The organism is Kineosporia sp. R_H_3, assembly GCF_002198675.1.
GTDB lineage: Bacteria > Actinomycetota > Actinomycetes > Actinomycetales > Kineosporiaceae > R-H-3.
In genome coordinates, this window is the sequence record NZ_MWLL01000191.1 from 110,428 (window position 1) to 126,565 (window position 16,138).

Consider the following 16,138-nt stretch of genomic DNA (forward strand, 5'->3'; position numbering starts at 1 on the left):
CAGGGACACCCGACCCGACCGGGCACGTGCACGCGGACGGGCGCGCGGCGCGTCCGCGAAGACACTGGTGGGATGGCGAGCTACTCCGTCAACGAGGACGCCGTGGTGTTCCTCCGCGAGGCGATCGGCAAGCGTCGCTACGTGCTGCGCAGCGACTGGGGCACGGTCCAGCCGGACGCCAAGAGCCAGAACGCGTACCTGCGTCGGCACGGGTGGGACGAGTACGGCCGGTGGCACCTGGGCCTGACCGACGGCGCCGCTGAGGAGACCAAGGCCCGGTACGCCTTCGCAGTGGGCGACTTCCGCCGAGTGCACCGGTCCGGGCTCATCGCCTGCGTCTACCGGGCCGCCGAGTGGCGGCACAAGGACGTCGAGCTGGCCGCGCACGAGCTGCTCCAGCACCTCGACCGCGTCTCGGGCTGATGGACGCGTGAGCGCCTCAGCGGCCGGATCAGCAGGAGGGGCCCGCCTGGGACAGCAGGCCGATCCGCCAGGGCACCGGGGCGCCGTCGGCCACGGGCCGGTGCCCGCTGACGAGGTAGCGCAGGCCGCACGGGTCGATCGTCATCGTCTGGTCCGCCCCGGCCCGCAGCAGCTCGCCCTGGGCGACGTCCTGCGTCCACGGCGACCCGGCGAACGCGACCGTGCCCGCCGTCGCGAACGGGCTGCGGCGCGGCGTCCACGGCCCGGCCGGCGTCGGCGCCAGCCACGACCGCGTGTAGCGGTGACCCGCACCGTCGATCGCCTCGGCGAGCAGGAGGTACCCGCCGCCGCCGGCCAGCCGGTAGACGGCGGCACCGTCGAGCAGGTCGTTGCCCGTCGGTTCCTCGAGGGCCACGACGGGTTCGCCCATCCCTCGGGGGAAGTCGCCGAGCCGCGTCTGCGAGCGGTAGAGGCGTCCGTTGGTGTCCGTGGAGAACAGGTGGCAGGTCGTGCTGTCGCACACGACCCACATGTCGACCCAGGTGCCCCGGCCGAGGCGGTCGCTGACGGTCCTCGGCGTGCTCGGGTAGAAGTTCTTCGGTGCGCTCCAGCCCAGGGGGTCGTCGATGTCGGGGTTCGTCGAGTACGAGGCGTTGCCGTCCGTCTGGTAGACGAGGTACCAGAGCTTCTGCGGCGCGAACCAGAACACGTGCGGTGCGGCGCGGTAGCCCGGGCCGAGGGGTGACAGCTCGAGGTGGTCCTGCGGCGCGGCCGCGGCCCGGGACCAGTCCGTGAAGCTCAGGTGGACCAGACCCAGCGCCGGGGGCGCGACGGCGGTGGCGAAGACGTGCCAGCGGCCGTCGTGGTAGACGACCGACGGGTCCTTGATCCCCACGGTGCGCCCGGTCACGTCGGACCGGGGCGCGATGACCGGCCCCGAGGCGGACCAGGAGGACGTCGACGGCAGGCGGGAGCCGCCGGACGACGCCTGCGCCGACGGCGTCGACGACACGGACGTCGCGGGCGGCAGCGCAGGCACGGACCGCGTGCCGCCCCGCGTCCCGCCGGTCGGTGGCGGTGGGACGGGGACGCCGAGCGTCGGCCGCTCCTGGGGTGTCGTCCCGCCCTGGCCGGCCACCCCTGCCGGTCCGGGCGCCCCCTGGTCCCCGCCGACGAGCCGGACGGCGGTCGACCCGCCGACGATGACGGCGACGCACGCGGCGGCGGCCAACGCCGTCTGGACCCGGGCGCGCCGCCGCACGGCGAGGGTCGGGTCGGGGACGACCGCCACCCGGCGCAGGACCGTCGTCGGCGGGGACGACGGCTCCGGCCGCAGCGGCCCGCACTCCGCGGACAGCCGGACGAGCAGCGCGTCGACGTCCACCGAGTATCCGTCGGCGTGCGCGCGCAGGACGTCGCCGATGGCGCGGCCGTCGTCGCTCGCGGGGCGGTCCCGGCCGTCGTCCGCGGGGTCCGGACCGGAGAGGTCGTCAGCGAACATGACCGTTCCGTTCCGCCCGGGAGCGCACGCGTTCCCCGGACTCCCTCGGCTGCGGAGTGCGGATCGCACCGTTCTCCAGCTCGCGGCGGAACTGCGCGGCCGCCTTCGAGGTCTGGCTCTTGACCGCGCCGACGGTCACCCCGAGCATCTCGGCGACCTCACGGTCGCTGAGGTCGAACGCGTAGCGCAGGACGAGGCACGCCCGTCGGCGGGGCGGGATCCGTTGCAGCACCGCCTGGACGTCCACGACCGCGTCGCTGTCGGGGGCGGGGCTGCTGCGCGGGACGAAGTCCCGCAGCCGCTCGAGCCCGAGCCGCTCCCGGATGACGCGCTTGTGGCGCGCCGCCGCCTGGTTGACCATGACCTGCCGCAGGTACGCGACGGGATGGTTCGCGGTGCGCACCTGGTCCCACTGCTTCCAGGCGGCGAGCATGACGTCGGCGACGAGGTCGTCCGCGGCGTGCGCGTCCGCCACGAGGAGGTAGGCGAGCCGGCCGAGGCCCCGTGCGTGGGCGGTGACGAACTCGGCGAACTCTTCGGCCGTCGACCGTGGGGGCGACATGGTGCCCGTGGTCAACGCTGCCTCACCGACGGCTCCGCGGTCCACGTCGTTCGGCCCGCGCCCATCCCGTGCGACGCCCACGACAGCTCCCCGCCCACCCATCGGTCACATGCATCAGTGCGTCGAGGTGGGGGGAAAGGTTTCCCCGGTCGGCGGATTTTCTTCCCCGGGTCCCCTGCGGTCACCGAGCGCGTGCCCGTCGTCACGATCCGCACCGCCGGGACGGTCGCGCAGGGCTCGGACCCGCCGTTTCCGCGGTCGGGGAAACCTGCGTCGCCGATCCGGAGCACTCATCATCGTGCACCCGCCGCCGGTGGGGCCGCGCCGGCGGCGGTGCACACCCGGACGGAGAACGTCCGGATCCCGCCCTAGCATCCTGGTCGACCCGGGAACCGAGGGAGGACCGTGCCCCAGCCGATGACGGTCGAGCAGGTGCTGGCCCAGCTCCGGTCGACGCCCGCGCGGCTGCGCGACCTCAGCAGGGGCGTTGCCCCGGAAGTGCTCCGGACGGCGCCGGCCCCGGACGAGTGGTCGGCGAACGACGTGCTGGCGCACCTGCGGGCGTGCGCCGACCGGTGGGGGGAGGCGGCGACCAGGATCGTCGAGGAGGACGAGCCCCGGATCCGGGGCACCGAGCCGCGGGTCTGGATCACCAGGACCGACTACCCCGACCTGCAGTTCGCCCCGTCGCTGCGGGCGTTCGTCCGTCAGCGCAGGGCCCTGCTCGCCGTCCTGGAACCCCTGTCCCCCGAGGACTGGCAGCGCACCGGGATCCTCGTCGGTGCCGGGAGGCCGGTGCCCCGGACGGTCCACACCTACGCCGAGCGGCTCGCCCGGCACGAGCGCCCGCACGTCAAGCAGGTCGAACGGACGCTCGCCCTCCTCGCCCGCTGACCTCGGGCACCGGGGGCCGCTCCGGTCGGCTCCCACGGACCGCGGCCCCGCCCGGTAGCATCGGACGTGCCGGGCCGGAGTCTGTCGTCGTGACGACGCGAGGCCGAGGCCGCACCCGAAACCTCCACGTGGAGCCCTCAGTGCCGCATGCAGTCGTCCGCTGGTTCGACCCCGACCGGGGCTTCGGGTTCCTGGCCCCCGACGACGGCGGCGAGGACCTGTTCGTCCACGCCTCCGAGATCGCCTCGTCCGGCGGCCCGAAGATCCTTCGCGAGGGCCAGGCCGTCGAGTTCGAGATCGGTGAGGGAGACCGTGGCCCGCAGGCGCTCCGCGTCCGCGTGACCGGTGAGGCGGCCCCGGACTCCGCGCTCGGTCTGCTGGGCACGGTCGTCTGGTACGAGCCGAGCAAGGGCTACGGCTTCGTCGCACCGGACGACGGCGGACCGCAGATCTTCGTCCACAGCTCCGCCATCGTCACCGGCGGTGTCGTCAGCGAGGGGCAGCGGGTCGCCTTCCTCGTCGGCGAGGGCGAACGCGGCCCGCAGGCCGAGAACCTGCTGCCGCTGGCCGCCGACGTCGCCCGGCCCGCCGCCGGCGACGGAGCCGACGGCACCGTCTCCTGGTACGACGAGGGCAAGGGCTTCGGCTTCGTCACCCCCGACTCGGGTGGTGACGACGTCTTCGTCCACGCCCGGGCGCTCGGCGAGGGTCTGACCTGGCTGTCCGAGGGCGACCGGGTCACGTACGAGGTCGTCCAGGGGGACAGGGGCCCGCAGGCGCGGGACGTCCACCTGGTCCAGGGCAGCGGCGGCACGGGCGGGCCTCCGCCGGCCCGGCACGAACCGGCCGCCCGGCGCCGGCCGGCCGACGGGCCGGCCCAGGCCGGCCCTGCCCGCGGCGGGGAAGGTGTCGTCGCACGGTTCGACGCCGACCGCGGGTTCGGCTTCATCACCCCCGACGCCGGCGGCGCCGACCTGTTCGTGCACGTCTCGGTCGTGGCCGGCGCCGCGCCTCTGCAGCAGGGCGAGCGGGTCCGCTACGCCGTGCGACAGAGCGACCGCGGTCCGCAGGCAGACCGCGTCGAGCGCCTCTGAGCAGGCGCCCGCCACGGCGCGCACCGCTGCACCGTCGAGGTGTCGACGGGCCCTTACGCGTAGATCGACTAGGCTGGAGGCGGCCCAGAAAACCGCCACGCACCAACCGTTCACGGGCCGCCCAGGTCACTCAGGGGGGACTTGTGAGCGAGCACACCGTGGGGAGTGTCACCGCACGACGGATGATGCTCGGCGTCCGGTTGCGGCGGCTGCGCGAAGGGCACAACATCACCCGGTCCGAAGCGGGCTACACGATCCGGGCCTCCGAGTCGAAGATCAGCCGGCTCGAGCTGGGGAAGGTCTCCTTCAAGGAGCGTGACGTCGCCGACCTGCTGATCCTCTACGGCGTGACCGACCCGGCCGAGCGGGCGGCGGTGCTGCAGCTGGCCCGCGAGGCGAACCGGCCCCCGTGGTGGCGGGAGTACGAGGACGTCCTGCCGGGCTGGTTCCAGGACTACATCGGCCTGGAGCAGGCCGCGCGATCCATACGCGCGTACGAGACCCACTTCGTCCCCGGCCTCCTGCAGACCGACGACTACAGCCGCGCCGTCATCTCCTCGAGGCTGCCCGCACCGTCGGAGGCCGACGTGGAGCGGGCCGTTGCGTTGCGCAGCCGCCGCAAGCGCCTGGTCACCTCGGCGCACGCCCCCGAGATCCGGGCGATCGTCGACGAGGCGGCGCTGCGACGTCCCGTCGGATCCGAGCAGGTGCGCCTGGAGCAGCTGCAGCACCTCCTCGCACTGGCCAAGGCGTCGACGACGACCCTCCAGGTGCTCCCCGTCGAACGCTCCGTGCACGCGGCGGGCTGCGGCGCCTTCACCATGCTGCGCTTCCACCAGGAGGACCTGCCGGAGGTCGTGTACGTCGAGCACCTCCTCGGCGCCCTCTACATCGACCGCCACGACCACGTGCAGCGGTACACCCAGGTGTACGACCGCCTCGGCGACCTCAGCCTGACGCACGCGGAGACCATCGACCTCCTCACCGAGCTCGTCGAGGGCCGGGAACGACGCCGGAAGAGCCCACCGGCGACCGCCGACGCAGGGCGCCACGTCACCTGACGAGGACGACCGGTGGATAACGTTGTCCACCGCGCATCGGTACTATCCCGGGTGTGGAGACCGTAGGGCGCGTCAAGATGGCCGACGTCGCCCGCGAGGCCGGTGTCTCCGTCGCGACGGTCTCGAAGGTCGTCAACGGCCGGTACGGCGTCTCCCGGGCCACCCTGGAGAAGGTCCTCGGCGTGATCGCGGACCTCGGCTACGAGGCGAGCCTCGGCGCCCGGAGCCTTCGCAGCCTGCGGACGAACGTCATCGGCGTGCTCGTCGCCGAGTTCGAGCCGTTCAGCACGGAGCTCCTCAAGGGGGTGTCGGACGCGATCGACAGCACCGGGTACGAGCTCATCGCCTACTCGGGCCGTCACCACGGGGAGACCGTGGGCTGGGAGCGCCGGTCGCTCGTGCGGCTGGCCGGCTCCGTCATCGACGGCGCCATCGTCGTGACGCCGACGATCGTCGACGCGGAGATCGGCGGGATCCCCGTGGTCGCCGTCGATCCGCACACCGGCCCGGTCGACGTCCCGACCGTGGACGCCGACAACTACGCGGGCGGCGTCATCGCCACCGAGTACCTGCTCGGTCTCGGTCACCGTCGGATCGCGCACCTCAGCGGCCGCCCGGACCTGGAGTCCGCCAGGCTGCGGGAGCGCGGGTTCCGGGAGGCGATGGCACGCGCCGGCGTCGAGGTCGACGAGCGGCTCGTCGTGGTCGGCGGGTTCCGCGCCGAGTCGGCCGAGGGCCCGGCCCGCGAGCTGCTGTCGGGGCCGGACCGCCCCACCGCGGTGTTCGCGGCGAACGACCTGTCGGCGATCCGGACGATGGAGGTCGCCCGGTCGCTCGGTCTGCGCATCCCGGAGGACCTGTCGATCATCGGTTTCGACAACGTCCCCGAGTCGGCACTGGCGACACCGCCGCTGACGACGATCGCGCAGCCGCTCAAGGCGATCGGCGCGGCAGCGCTGCAGATGCTCGTGACGATGCTCGACGGCGCGACGCCGGCCCCGGCGCACGTCCGGCTGCCCACGACCATGGTCGAGCGGGCCTCCTGCCGGGCGCTCTGAGCCCCGTCCGGATCGCGACGTCCCCTACTCGGTGACGGTCCACCGCCCGTCCGCCGTGGTCACCGGGTGCACCCCTCCCCCGAGCACCGTCGACGTCTGCACCGCGCGGTCCGCGGACGTCCCGACCCACAGCTCGAGCTCGCCGGGCTCGACGACACGGCGTCCGTCGCGCGCGGTGAAGGCGAGACGGCCCGCGGGGACGCGGAACCTGACGACGGTCCCCTCCCCCGGCCCGAGGTGGACCCGCCGGTAGCCGAGCAGCTGGGCGACCGGCCGGGTGACGCTCGCGTAGACGTCGTGGCCGTAGAGCTGGACGACGTCGTCGCCGGGCACCGCCCCCGCGTTGCAGACCCGCACCGAGACGACCACACCGGCGTCCGTCGTCGGCTCACCGAGGACCGTGAGCTCCTCGTACCGGAACTGCGTGTACGACAGGCCGTGCCCGAAGGGCAGGGCGGGAGCGCTGGACAGGCTGGTCACCTCGCTGTCGGTGCCCAGCCGCGGGCGCAGGTACGAGAAGGGCTGCCCCCCGGCAGGCCGGGGCATGCTCACGGGTAGGCGGCCGGAAGGGTTGACCCGCCCCGTGAGGACGCCGGCGACGGCCGGACCGCCCTCCTCGCCGGGGAAGAACGCCTGGACGACGGCGGCGCACCGCTCGAGGGCCCAGCCGACCGCGTAGGGGCGGCCGGTCAGCATCACGAGCACGACCGGGGTGCCGGACTCCAGGACCTCCTCGACGAGGAGGCGCTGCACGCCCGGCAGCTCGAGGTCCTCCCGGTCGTTGCCCTCGCCGACCGTCCCGCGGCCGAAGAGCCCGGCCTGGTCGCCGACGACGACCACGGCCACGTCGGCGTCCTGCGCCGCGGCCCGCGCGGCCGCCAGACCCGAGGTGTCGTCGCCCTCGACGTCGCAGCCGGCGACGTGCACGACGTCGGACCCGGCCAGCTCGGTGCGCAGCGCGTCGAGCACGGTCGCGACGACGAGGCCGGTCCGGGTCCCGGGGTGGTGCGGCAGCACGTGGTTGACGAAGGAGTAGCAGCCGAACATCGCCTCGAGCCGGTCCGCGTTGGGGCCGAGGACGGCGACCCGACGGGGGCCGGCGAGCGGGAGCGTGCCGTCGTTGGCGAGGAGCACCACGGACTCCTCGGCGAGCCGGCGGGCGATCTCACGGTGCTCGGCGTCGTCGAGGTCCGGCGCCGCAGGGGGTTCGCCCTCGAAGGTCGCGTCGAGCAGCCCGAGCTCCTGCTTCTGCCGCAGGGCCCGGCGGACCGCCCGGTCCACGAGCGCCTCGTCGACGGCGCCGCTGCGCACCGCGGCGGCCAGCGGAGCGAGGTACGCGTCGCCCGTCGGGAGCTCGACGTCGATACCGGCCTCCAGGGCCTGGCCCGCCGCGTCGCCGAGGTCGGCCGCGACCTTGTGCAGCACGTGGAGGAAGGCGACGGCGAAGTAGTCGGCGAGCACGGTCCCGTCGAAGCCCCACTCACCGCGCAGGACGTCGGTGAGCAGCCCCTTGTCGGCGGACACCGGGACCCCGTCGATCTCGTTGTACGCCGGCATCACCGAGCGGGCGCCGCCGTCCAGCACGGCCATCTCGAACGGCACCAGGAACACGTCCCGGAGCTCCCGCGGCCCGGCGTGGACCGGCGCGAAGTTGCGTCCGGACTGGGGACCGGAGTGACCGGCGAAGTGCTTGAGGGTGGCGTGGACGCCCTCGGACTGCAGGCCGCGGACGTAGGAGGTGGTGACCGTGCCGACGAGGTAGGGGTCCTCGGAGACGCACTCCTCGACCCGTCCCCACCGCGGGTCGCGGACGACGTCGAGGACCGGCCCCAGGCCGACGTGGACGCCGAGGGCGCGCATGACGCGACCGATCGACGCACCCATCCGCTCGACGAGCTCGTGGTCGAAGGCCGCACCCCAGGCCGTGGGCGCCGGGAAGGTCGCCGCCCCCCAGGCGGCGAGCCCGGTCAGGCACTCCTCGTGGACGATCGCCGGGATGCCGAGCCGGGTCCCGGTGACGAAGCGGCGCTGCCGGTCCCACAGCCAGCGCAGCCTCTCGTCGGGGTCCACGGGGCGGGTGCCGTAGACCCGTGTGAGGTGTCCGAGACCTTCGCGGGCGACGTCGTCCAGCAGCGCCGGGGCCGCGAAGTCGTCCTGCATCGGTGCGACGGCCTCGCCCGTGCCCTTGTCCCAGAAGCCGACGATCTGCGCCAGCTTCTCCTCGAGCGTCATCCGGGCGACGAGGTCGCCGATGCGGTCGGTGGGAGCGGGAGCAGGGCCGCGGTCGGGTGCGGACGCCCCCGGGGCGTGGTGCAGCTGGGTCACGGTGCAACCTTCCGACGGTTCGGGCTCAGCCCTTGACGGCGCCCTGCAGCCCGCTGACGATGCGGCGCTGCATGGCGAGGAAGAAGACGAGTGCGGGGACCATGGCGAGCGTCGTGAACGCGAACACTCCCGCCGTGTCGGAGGAGTACTGCGACGAGAAGTCCGCGACCCCGAGCGGCAGGGTCTTGCGGTCCTCCTGCAGCAGCAGCAGCGGCAGGAGGTACGCGTTCCACGACGCGACGAACGCGAGCACCCCGACGGTGACGACACCGGGCCCCGACAGCGGCACCACGATCCGCCAGAAGAACTGGATCCGGCTGGCCCCGTCGAGGACGGCCGCCTCCTCGAGCTCGGTCGGGATGGCCATGAGCACCGGCCGCAGGATGATGATCGTCGTCGGCAGCGCGAACGCGGCCTGCGGCAGCGCCACCCCCCACCAGGTGTTCCCGAGCTGGAGCTGGCGGGTGATGATGACGAACAGCGGGATGATCGCGACCGTCGCCGGGAACAGCAGACCGAGGACGAAGACCGTGTAGAGCGGCTCGCGCCAACGGAACTGGTACCGCGCCAACGGATATGCGGCCATCAGGCCGAACGTCACGGCGACGACCGTGGTGACGACCGCGATCACGGTCGAGTTCAGTGCGTACGACCAGAACGACGAGTCGGTCAGCACCCGGATGTAGTTGTCCAGGACCCAGGGGTTCGGCAGGCCCGCCGGTGACTCGGCGAGCTGGGCGTTCGTCCGGAACCCGCCGAGGACGGCGTAGAGCACGGGGCCGAGGGTGAACCCCACGACGACGAGCGCGACGAGGTACACCAGCGGGGAGGCACCGCGGGACGGCCCGGAGGCCTTGCGGGGCCGGGGCGCGCCGATGCCGGCATCCCCGCCCCGGACGGCGGTCGCGCTGGTCATCGGACTCCCCTCCGGGCGCTCGCGTCGGCCTCGGCCACGTCACGCCGCAGGACGAGGAACTGGTAGAGCAGGGCGAAGACGAGCGCGACGGCGAAGAGGATCACCGAGGCGGCGGTCGCGATGCCGTAGTTGTAGCGCTTGGTGCCCTCGTTGATGAGGTAGGTCGCCATCGTCGTGGTGGCGTTGGCCGGCCCTCCGCCGGTGAGGATCCACACCATGTCGAAGAGCTGGATGGAACCGATCATCGACAGGAACGCCCAGGTGCGGACGGTCGGGCCGAGCAGCGGGACGGTGATCCGCCGCTGCACCTGCCACCACGACGCGCCGTCCATCTGCGCGGCCTCGATCAGCTCGTCGGGGACTCCCTGCAGGCCGGCGAGGAACAGCAGCACCGCGAGCCCGAGGTACTTCCACGTGAGCACCCCGAAGACTGTGAACAGCGCGATGTCGGGCGTCCCGAGCCAGCCCTGCTCCGGGCCGGGGATGCCGACGACGCCGAGGATCCCCTCGATGACTCCGTACTGCGGCTGGAGCAGCTGGAACCAGACCACGCCCGCGATGACCTCGGAGAGGACGTAGGGGACGAAGATGACGGTGCGCAGCACACCCTGGCCGCGGATCTTCCGGTTGAGCAGCAACGCGATGGCGAGCCCCAGCGGCAGCTGGACGAGGATCGACAGCACGATGATGACCATGTTGTGGGTGAAGGCCGCGACGAACACGTCGTCCTGGAGCACCGTCACGTAGTTCCGCAGGCCGACGAAGTCCTCCAGCGGACCGAAGCCCTTCCAGCGGTAGAACGAGAACTGCACGGCCCGGGCCACCGGCCACACGACGAAGACGACGAACAGGGCCAGGGCCGGCCCCACGAAGAACAGCACCTCCAGCGCCGTCCGCAGGCCGGACCCGCTGCGGGCGGACGCGTTGCGGCGGGCCGCCGACCGCGCGGGAGCGCGGTCGGCGGCACCGTTGCTCACGCCGGTCCCCGTGTGCGGGGCGGCGTCGGAGCGGCGGACGACGGACGTCACTTCTCGGCGTCCGCCGCGGTCTGGGTCTTCGCGACGATGTCCTGCGGGGTGGCCTTGCCCGCGAACAGCAGGGCGATCTGGTCGTTCATCACGCCACCGACCGCCTGACCGAACGCGGTGTCGAAGTACAGCTGGACGAAGGGCGAGTCGTCACGGACCTTGAGCAGGCCGGCCAGCGCCGGGTCCTTCACCGACCCCGAGGCCGACGGGTTCGTCGGCAGACCCATGTCACGCTCCGCGAAGCCCTTCTGGACCTCGTCGGACAGCAGGTACTTGACGAAGTCGACCGCAGCGTCCGGGGCGTTCTTGGACACGGCCCACGCGTCGCCGCCGCCGAGAGCCGCCGCCGGGTCACCCTGACCGCCTGCGACCGACGGGAACGGGAACCAGCCGAGCTTGTCGCCCAGGCCCTTCTTGTCGGCCGTCAGGCCCTGCATGACGCCCGGCTCCCAGTGGCCCTGCATCTCCATCGCCACCTTGCCCGTGGCCAGCAGGCCGGAGGCGCTCGTCGGGCCGGTCTGGGCCGGGGTCGACAGGAAGCCGCGGTTGAAGGGCTTCGCCTTGACGACCTTCTCGAGCTCCTGGCCCGCCGTGACGAAGCACGGGTTCGAGAAGTCCAGGCTCTTCACGGCGTCCTGGAGCACCTGCTGCGGGCACGCCCGCAGCGCCAGGTAGTACCAGTAGTGGGCGGCGGGCCACTTGTCACCCGCGCCGACCGAGATGGGGTCGACACCTGCTGCCCGGAGCTTGTCCGAGGCCGCGAGCAGGTCGTCCATCGTCGCCGGGGGCGTGGTGATCCCGGCCTTCTCGAAGAGGTCCTTGTTGTACCAGAAGCCCACCACCCCGACGGAGAACGGCAGGGCGTACGTCTTGCCGTCCACCTGCCAGCCGGCCACGGAGCCACCGAGGGTCGAGATGACGTCGGCGGCGGGGGCCGAGATGTCCTTGACCAGGTTCGCCTCGACGTGGTCGGCGAGCTCGCCGCCGCCCCGCTCCATGTAGACGTCCGGGACGTCGCCGCTCTGGAAGGCCGCGTCGAGCTTGGTGAGCATGTCCTCGTGCTGGAGGGCGCTGACCTCGACGGTCACGCCCGGGTTCGCCGCCTCGAACTTCTTCGCGACCTCGGCGTAGTAGCCCTTGCCGGGGTCGGTGTTGGAGTTGTGCCACCACGTGATGGTGGTCGCCGCACCGCTCGACGCGGGTGCGTCGGCAGGAGATTCTTCGCCGCCGGTGCCGCATGCGGCGAGTACCGCCACCGCAGCTCCGAACGCCAGGGCCCGCGTGACCGAAGTCCGCCTCATCGTGACGCTCCTCGTCCTTGAGTGAGTTGACGCCGCCACCGTGACACTGCGGCGATCGTCTCGTCAATCGTTATCGATAACGTTATCGTAAAGGCGCGAGCCAGCACCGCGACCGTCGGGGAGGTGCCGTCGCCCGGGGGTGGGCCTGTCCCGCTCGAAGGTGGCCCTGGAGCTGGACCGGCTCACCGACCTCGGTCTGGTCGAGACGCCAGGGCTGGCGAGGTCGCGCGGCGGGCGCCGGTCCCATCTGGTGTCCCTGAGCGCCGGGCTGCGGTTCGTGGGCATCGACATCGGGGCGACGTCGGTCGACGTCGCGATCACCGACGGCGAGCTGCGGATCCTGGCCCACGCGGCGGACGAGATCGACATCCGGCAGGGGCCCGTCGCCGTCCTGCAGCACGCGGTCAGCCTCGTCGAGAAGCTACGGGCCGACGGGGCCGCCCCGCAGCTGCACGGCATCGGCGTCGGCGTGCCCGGCCCTGTGAGCCAGCGCGAGGGCGCTCCGGTGTTCCCGCCGATCATGCCGGGCTGGAACCACTTCCCCGTCCGCGACACGTTGTCGGCGCGGCTCGGCGCACCGGTGCTCGTCGACAACGACGTCAACATCATGGCGCTCGGCGAGCTCCACGCCGGCACGGCCCGAAGCGTCCGGGACTTCCTGTTCGTCAAGGTCGGCACGGGGATCGGCTGCGGCATCGTCGTCCACGGGGAGGTCTACCGGGGCGTCGGCGGCTGCGCCGGGGACATCGGCCACATCGCCGTCGACGAGTCGGGCCCGACGTGCAGCTGCGGCAACACCGGCTGCCTCGAGGCCTACTTCGGAGGCGCCGCGCTCGCGCGCGACGCCGAGGCGACCGCCCGGTCCGGGCGCTCCGACATGCTCGCCGAACGCCTGCGTGCCACCGGCCGGCTGACGGCGCGGGACGTCGGGGAGGCCGCAGCGGCCGGCGACCCGGCCGCGGTCGCCCTGATCCGGGACGGCGGCGCCCGGCTGGGTGCGGCCCTCGCCACGCTGGTCAGCTTCTTCAACCCGGCCATGGTCGTCATCGGCGGGGGCGTCGCCGGGCTCGGGCACCGGCTCCTCGCCGAGATCCGCAGCGTCGTCTACCGCAGGTCCCTGCCGCTGGCCACCGGGAACCTGCCCATCGTGCTCTCCGAGCTGGGCGGCACGGCGGGCGTCGTCGGCGCGGCGCGGTTCGTCTCCGACTCTGCGTTCAGCACCCTGGCGGAGGCGGACCCGCGACCGCGCCGCACCCCCGGAGCCGTCCCGTGACCGAGCCCGGGGTCGCGGAAGCGGGGCCCCTGCTGCAGATGCGGGGCATCGTCAAGCAGTTCCCCGGCGTCCGGGCCCTCGACGGGATCGACCTGACGGTGCACCCCGGCGAGGTGCACTGCCTGCTCGGGCAGAACGGCGCGGGCAAGTCGACCCTCATCAAGATCCTCTCCGGTGCGCAGCGGCCCGACGCGGGCGAGATCCTCTGGCGGGGCTCGGAGCTCGTGCTGGCCCGACCGAGCGACGCCCTGCGGCAGGGGATCGCCACCATCTACCAGGAGCTCGACCTCGTCGACGGCCTCACGGTCGCCGACAACGTCTACCTGGGCCAGGAGCGGTCCCGCGGCGGTGTGCTCGACCGCCGCCCGCAGCGACGCGCGACCGCGCAGGCCCTGCGCCGGCTCGGGCACCAGGACATCGACCCCGACAGCGAGGTCGTCGACCTGTCCCCCGCGAGCCGGCAGATCGTCAGCATCGCCCGCGCACTCGTCCACGACGCACGCCTGATCGTCATGGACGAGCCGACGGCCGCGCTGGCGCAGGCCGAGGTCGACAACCTCTTCCGGGTCATCGGCGAGCTCACCGCGGCCGGTGTCGCCGTCGTGTACATCTCGCACCGGCTCGAGGAGATCCGCCGGGTCGGGGACGTCGTGACGGTCCTCAAGGACGGCCGCACCGTCGCGACGGACCTGCCGGCCCGGACCACGCCGACGCGGCAGATCGTCGGCCTCATGACGGGCCGCACGATGGAGCGGGCCTTCCCGCAGCGGCGTCCGGCGGCCGGCGACGACCGGCCGGACGCCCCGGCGGCGCCCGGCACGACGCTGCTGGAGGTCCACGGCCTCGCCCTGGACGGCGTGCTCCGCGACGTCGACCTGACCGTCGCCGCCGGTGAGGTCGTCGGCATCGCCGGGCTCGTCGGCTCCGGGCGCTCCGAACTGCTGGAGACCATCTACGGCGCGCGACGGCGCACCGCGGGGCAGGTGCTCGTCGACGGCCGGCCGCTGCGCCCCGGAGCGGTCACGGCGGCCGTGCGGGCCGGTCTCGGGCTGGCCCCCGAGGAGCGCAAGGCGCAGGCGTTGCTGCTCGACCAGCCCGTCTCCCGGAACATCACCCTCGCGTCGCTGTCCCGCTTCGCCCGCGCAGGCTGGTTCGACCGTCGCGCCGAGCGCCTGCAGGCGGCGAGGTCCGTGGCGGACCTGGAGATCCGCCCGCCCGCGGTGACCCGGCCCGCCCGGAACCTGTCCGGCGGCAACCAGCAGAAGGTCGTGCTCGCCCGCTGGCTGCTGGGGTCCACACGCCTGCTGCTGCTCGACGAACCCACGCGTGGCGTGGACGTCGGCGCCCGGCTCGAGCTCTACGAGCTCATCCGCCGGCTCGCCGACGACGGTATGGGCGTCCTGCTCGTGTCGAGCGACGTCACCGAGGTCCTGGGGCTGTCGGACCGGGTCCTCGTCATGCGTGACGGGCACATCGTGCACGACGCGCCCGCGGCCGACCTCGACGAGGACGCGGTCCTCAACCTCCTCATGGAAGGGAGCCCGGTGTGAACGACGCAGGAGTCACGGGACCGACCGTCGCAGAGGGCGTCGGGGCCGCCGGGTCCCCTCCCGGTCCCGCCCGGGACGAGGTCACGGCGCGTCCCGCTCGCGGCGGCCTGGTGCGGAGCCTGAGGTTCGCCGACGCGGGCCTGGTCGTCGTCCTCGTCCTGCTCGTCGTGGCCGGCACGGTGACGAGCGACGCCTTCCTCACCGGCAGCAACCTGCGCAACATCCTGGTCAGCTCCTCGGTCATCGGCGTCGTCACGGTCGGGGCGACGCTCGTCATCATCGGCGGCGGCATCGACCTGTCCGTCGGTGCGATCGTGGCGCTGGCCTCCGTGTGGGCGACGACCCTGCAGACGCAGTCGTACGGGCCGGTGGTGATGGTCCTGTGCGCCGTCCTGGTCGGTGCCGGGGCCGGTCTGGTCAACGGGGTGCTCATCTCCTACGGCCGCCTGGTGCCGTTCATCGCCACGTTGGCGATGCTCGTCGCGGCCCGGGGGCTCGCCGCGCGGATGGCCGAGAACCGCACCCAGCTCGTGACCCAGGACGCGATCAAGCGGATCGCGACGACCGACGTCCTCGGCGTCCCCGCGCTCGTCCTGGTGCTGCTCGCCACCGGCCTCGTCGGCTGGTTCATCCTCGAGCGCACGACCTTCGGGCGCCGGGTGATCGCGGTGGGCGGCAACAGCGAGGCGGCCCGGCTGGCCGGGATCGACGTGCGGCGCGTCACGGCGAGCCTGTACGTCATCTCCGGCGTCTGCTGCGGCATCGCCGCAGTGATGATCATGGCGCGCACCACGACCGGTTCCAGCACCCACGGCTCGCTCTACGAGCTCGACGCCATCGCGGCGGCCATCATCGGCGGCACCCTGCTGACCGGTGGTCGCGGCACCATCGTCGGCGCCCTCCTCGGCGTGCTCGTCTTCACGACGATCACGAACATCTTCATCCTCAACAACCTCTCGACCGACGTCCAGAACATCGCCAAGGGAGCGATCATCGTCGCCGCCGTGCTGATCCAGCGCCGCACGCCGACCCGGTCGGCCCCCGTGACCACCTGAGGCTCAACGGAATCCCGTCCTTCCCGTCGCGTCACGTCCTGTCCCGTCCCGCACGGCACTGCCTGTTCCCCGTGTCCCCATCCACGCGAAAGGTGTG

The 16,138-nt window shown here is 73.1% G+C and carries 13 protein-coding genes and 1 pseudogene; 8 read left to right on the forward strand and 6 right to left on the reverse strand.

Annotated elements, in window-relative coordinates; genetic code table 11:
- Positions 1 to 72: 72 nt before the first annotated feature.
- Positions 73 to 423: a hypothetical protein gene (locus ECOMGDLI_RS23200; protein ID WP_088319222.1), complete on the forward strand. Its 351-nt coding sequence runs from the start codon at positions 73 to 75 to the stop codon at positions 421 to 423.
- 28 nt (positions 424 to 451) lie between these two features.
- On the opposite strand, the gene ECOMGDLI_RS23205 is transcribed toward ECOMGDLI_RS23200, so the two are convergent.
- Positions 452 to 1,924 (reverse strand): non-reducing end alpha-L-arabinofuranosidase family hydrolase, encoded by a 1,473-nt coding sequence (locus ECOMGDLI_RS23205; protein WP_088319223.1) that lies wholly within the window; start codon positions 1,922 to 1,924, stop codon positions 452 to 454.
- Positions 1,914 to 2,486, reverse strand: coding sequence for a SigE family RNA polymerase sigma factor (locus ECOMGDLI_RS23210; RefSeq protein WP_158221115.1), 573 nt, complete (start codon positions 2,484 to 2,486; stop codon positions 1,914 to 1,916). Before ECOMGDLI_RS23210 ends, ECOMGDLI_RS23205 begins: the two co-directional genes overlap by 11 nt.
- Positions 2,487 to 2,891: 405 nt before the next feature.
- Between ECOMGDLI_RS23210 and ECOMGDLI_RS23215 the strand changes: the two genes are divergently transcribed.
- The 4 genes from ECOMGDLI_RS23215 (at position 2,892) to ECOMGDLI_RS23230 (ending at position 6,593) form a co-directional block, all read left to right on the forward strand.
- A complete protein-coding gene (locus tag ECOMGDLI_RS23215) occupies positions 2,892 to 3,380 on the forward strand; it encodes a DinB family protein (protein ID WP_143447874.1) in 489 nt (162 codons plus the stop codon).
- Between the two features lie 140 nt (positions 3,381 to 3,520).
- Complete coding sequence (locus ECOMGDLI_RS36955) at positions 3,521 to 4,474, forward strand: cold shock domain-containing protein (RefSeq protein ID WP_088319226.1); 954 nt, start codon at positions 3,521 to 3,523, stop codon at positions 4,472 to 4,474.
- A gap of 158 nt (positions 4,475 to 4,632) precedes the next feature.
- The gene (locus ECOMGDLI_RS23225) at positions 4,633 to 5,535 is read left to right on the forward strand and encodes a helix-turn-helix transcriptional regulator (RefSeq protein WP_198955115.1); all 903 of its coding nucleotides are present in this window, start codon (positions 4,633 to 4,635) and stop codon (positions 5,533 to 5,535) included.
- A gap of 77 nt (positions 5,536 to 5,612) precedes the next feature.
- The gene (locus tag ECOMGDLI_RS23230; RefSeq protein ID WP_088319296.1) at positions 5,613 to 6,593 is read left to right on the forward strand and encodes a LacI family DNA-binding transcriptional regulator; all 981 of its coding nucleotides are present in this window, start codon (positions 5,613 to 5,615) and stop codon (positions 6,591 to 6,593) included.
- Positions 6,594 to 6,617: 24 nt separating this feature from the next.
- On the opposite strand, the gene ECOMGDLI_RS23235 is transcribed toward ECOMGDLI_RS23230, so the two are convergent.
- From ECOMGDLI_RS23235 to ECOMGDLI_RS23250, 4 genes are read right to left on the reverse strand one after another with little or no spacing between them, the layout of a single operon-like run.
- Positions 6,618 to 8,918, reverse strand: a complete 2,301-nt coding sequence (locus tag ECOMGDLI_RS23235) for a beta-glucosidase (protein WP_233153596.1) — start codon at positions 8,916 to 8,918, stop codon at positions 6,618 to 6,620.
- 25 nt (positions 8,919 to 8,943) lie between these two features.
- Complete coding sequence (locus ECOMGDLI_RS23240) at positions 8,944 to 9,834, reverse strand: carbohydrate ABC transporter permease (RefSeq protein WP_088319228.1); 891 nt, start codon at positions 9,832 to 9,834, stop codon at positions 8,944 to 8,946.
- Positions 9,831 to 10,862 (reverse strand): carbohydrate ABC transporter permease, encoded by a 1,032-nt coding sequence (locus ECOMGDLI_RS23245; RefSeq protein WP_198955117.1) that lies wholly within the window; start codon positions 10,860 to 10,862, stop codon positions 9,831 to 9,833. The genes ECOMGDLI_RS23240 and ECOMGDLI_RS23245 overlap by 4 nt, the downstream gene beginning before the upstream one ends.
- Positions 10,859 to 12,163 (reverse strand): ABC transporter substrate-binding protein, encoded by a 1,305-nt coding sequence (locus ECOMGDLI_RS23250; RefSeq protein WP_088319229.1) that lies wholly within the window; start codon positions 12,161 to 12,163, stop codon positions 10,859 to 10,861. The genes ECOMGDLI_RS23245 and ECOMGDLI_RS23250 overlap by 4 nt, the downstream gene beginning before the upstream one ends.
- Before the next feature lie 139 nt (positions 12,164 to 12,302).
- Here ECOMGDLI_RS23250 and ECOMGDLI_RS23255 point away from each other — a divergent pair.
- The 3 genes and pseudogenes from ECOMGDLI_RS23255 to ECOMGDLI_RS23265 all read left to right on the forward strand — a co-directional run.
- Positions 12,303 to 13,436, forward strand: a pseudogene (locus tag ECOMGDLI_RS23255) (ROK family protein); the annotation flags it as partial.
- A 38-nt stretch (positions 13,437 to 13,474) separates the two neighbouring features.
- The gene (locus tag ECOMGDLI_RS23260; protein WP_088319299.1) at positions 13,475 to 14,986 is read left to right on the forward strand and encodes a sugar ABC transporter ATP-binding protein; all 1,512 of its coding nucleotides are present in this window, start codon (positions 13,475 to 13,477) and stop codon (positions 14,984 to 14,986) included.
- Between the two features lie 107 nt (positions 14,987 to 15,093).
- A complete protein-coding gene (locus tag ECOMGDLI_RS23265) occupies positions 15,094 to 16,041 on the forward strand; it encodes an ABC transporter permease (protein ID WP_088319300.1) in 948 nt (315 codons plus the stop codon).
- The last annotated feature ends 97 nt before the right edge of the window (positions 16,042 to 16,138 follow it).

Coding starts and splice junctions, on each gene's coding strand:
- ECOMGDLI_RS23200 (WP_088319222.1), top strand. CDS start 73: ATGGCGAGCTACTCCGTCAACGAGGACGCCGTGGTGTTCCTCCGCGAG.
- ECOMGDLI_RS23205 (WP_088319223.1), bottom strand. CDS start 1,924: ATGTTCGCTGACGACCTCTCCGGTCCGGACCCCGCGGACGACGGCCGG.
- ECOMGDLI_RS23210 (WP_158221115.1), bottom strand. CDS start 2,486: ATGTCGCCCCCACGGTCGACGGCCGAAGAGTTCGCCGAGTTCGTCACC.
- ECOMGDLI_RS23230 (WP_088319296.1), top strand. CDS start 5,613: ATGGCCGACGTCGCCCGCGAGGCCGGTGTCTCCGTCGCGACGGTCTCG.
- ECOMGDLI_RS23240 (WP_088319228.1), bottom strand. CDS start 9,834: ATGACCAGCGCGACCGCCGTCCGGGGCGGGGATGCCGGCATCGGCGCG.
- ECOMGDLI_RS23250 (WP_088319229.1), bottom strand. CDS start 12,163: ATGAGGCGGACTTCGGTCACGCGGGCCCTGGCGTTCGGAGCTGCGGTG.
- ECOMGDLI_RS23260 (WP_088319299.1), top strand. CDS start 13,475: ATGCGGGGCATCGTCAAGCAGTTCCCCGGCGTCCGGGCCCTCGACGGG.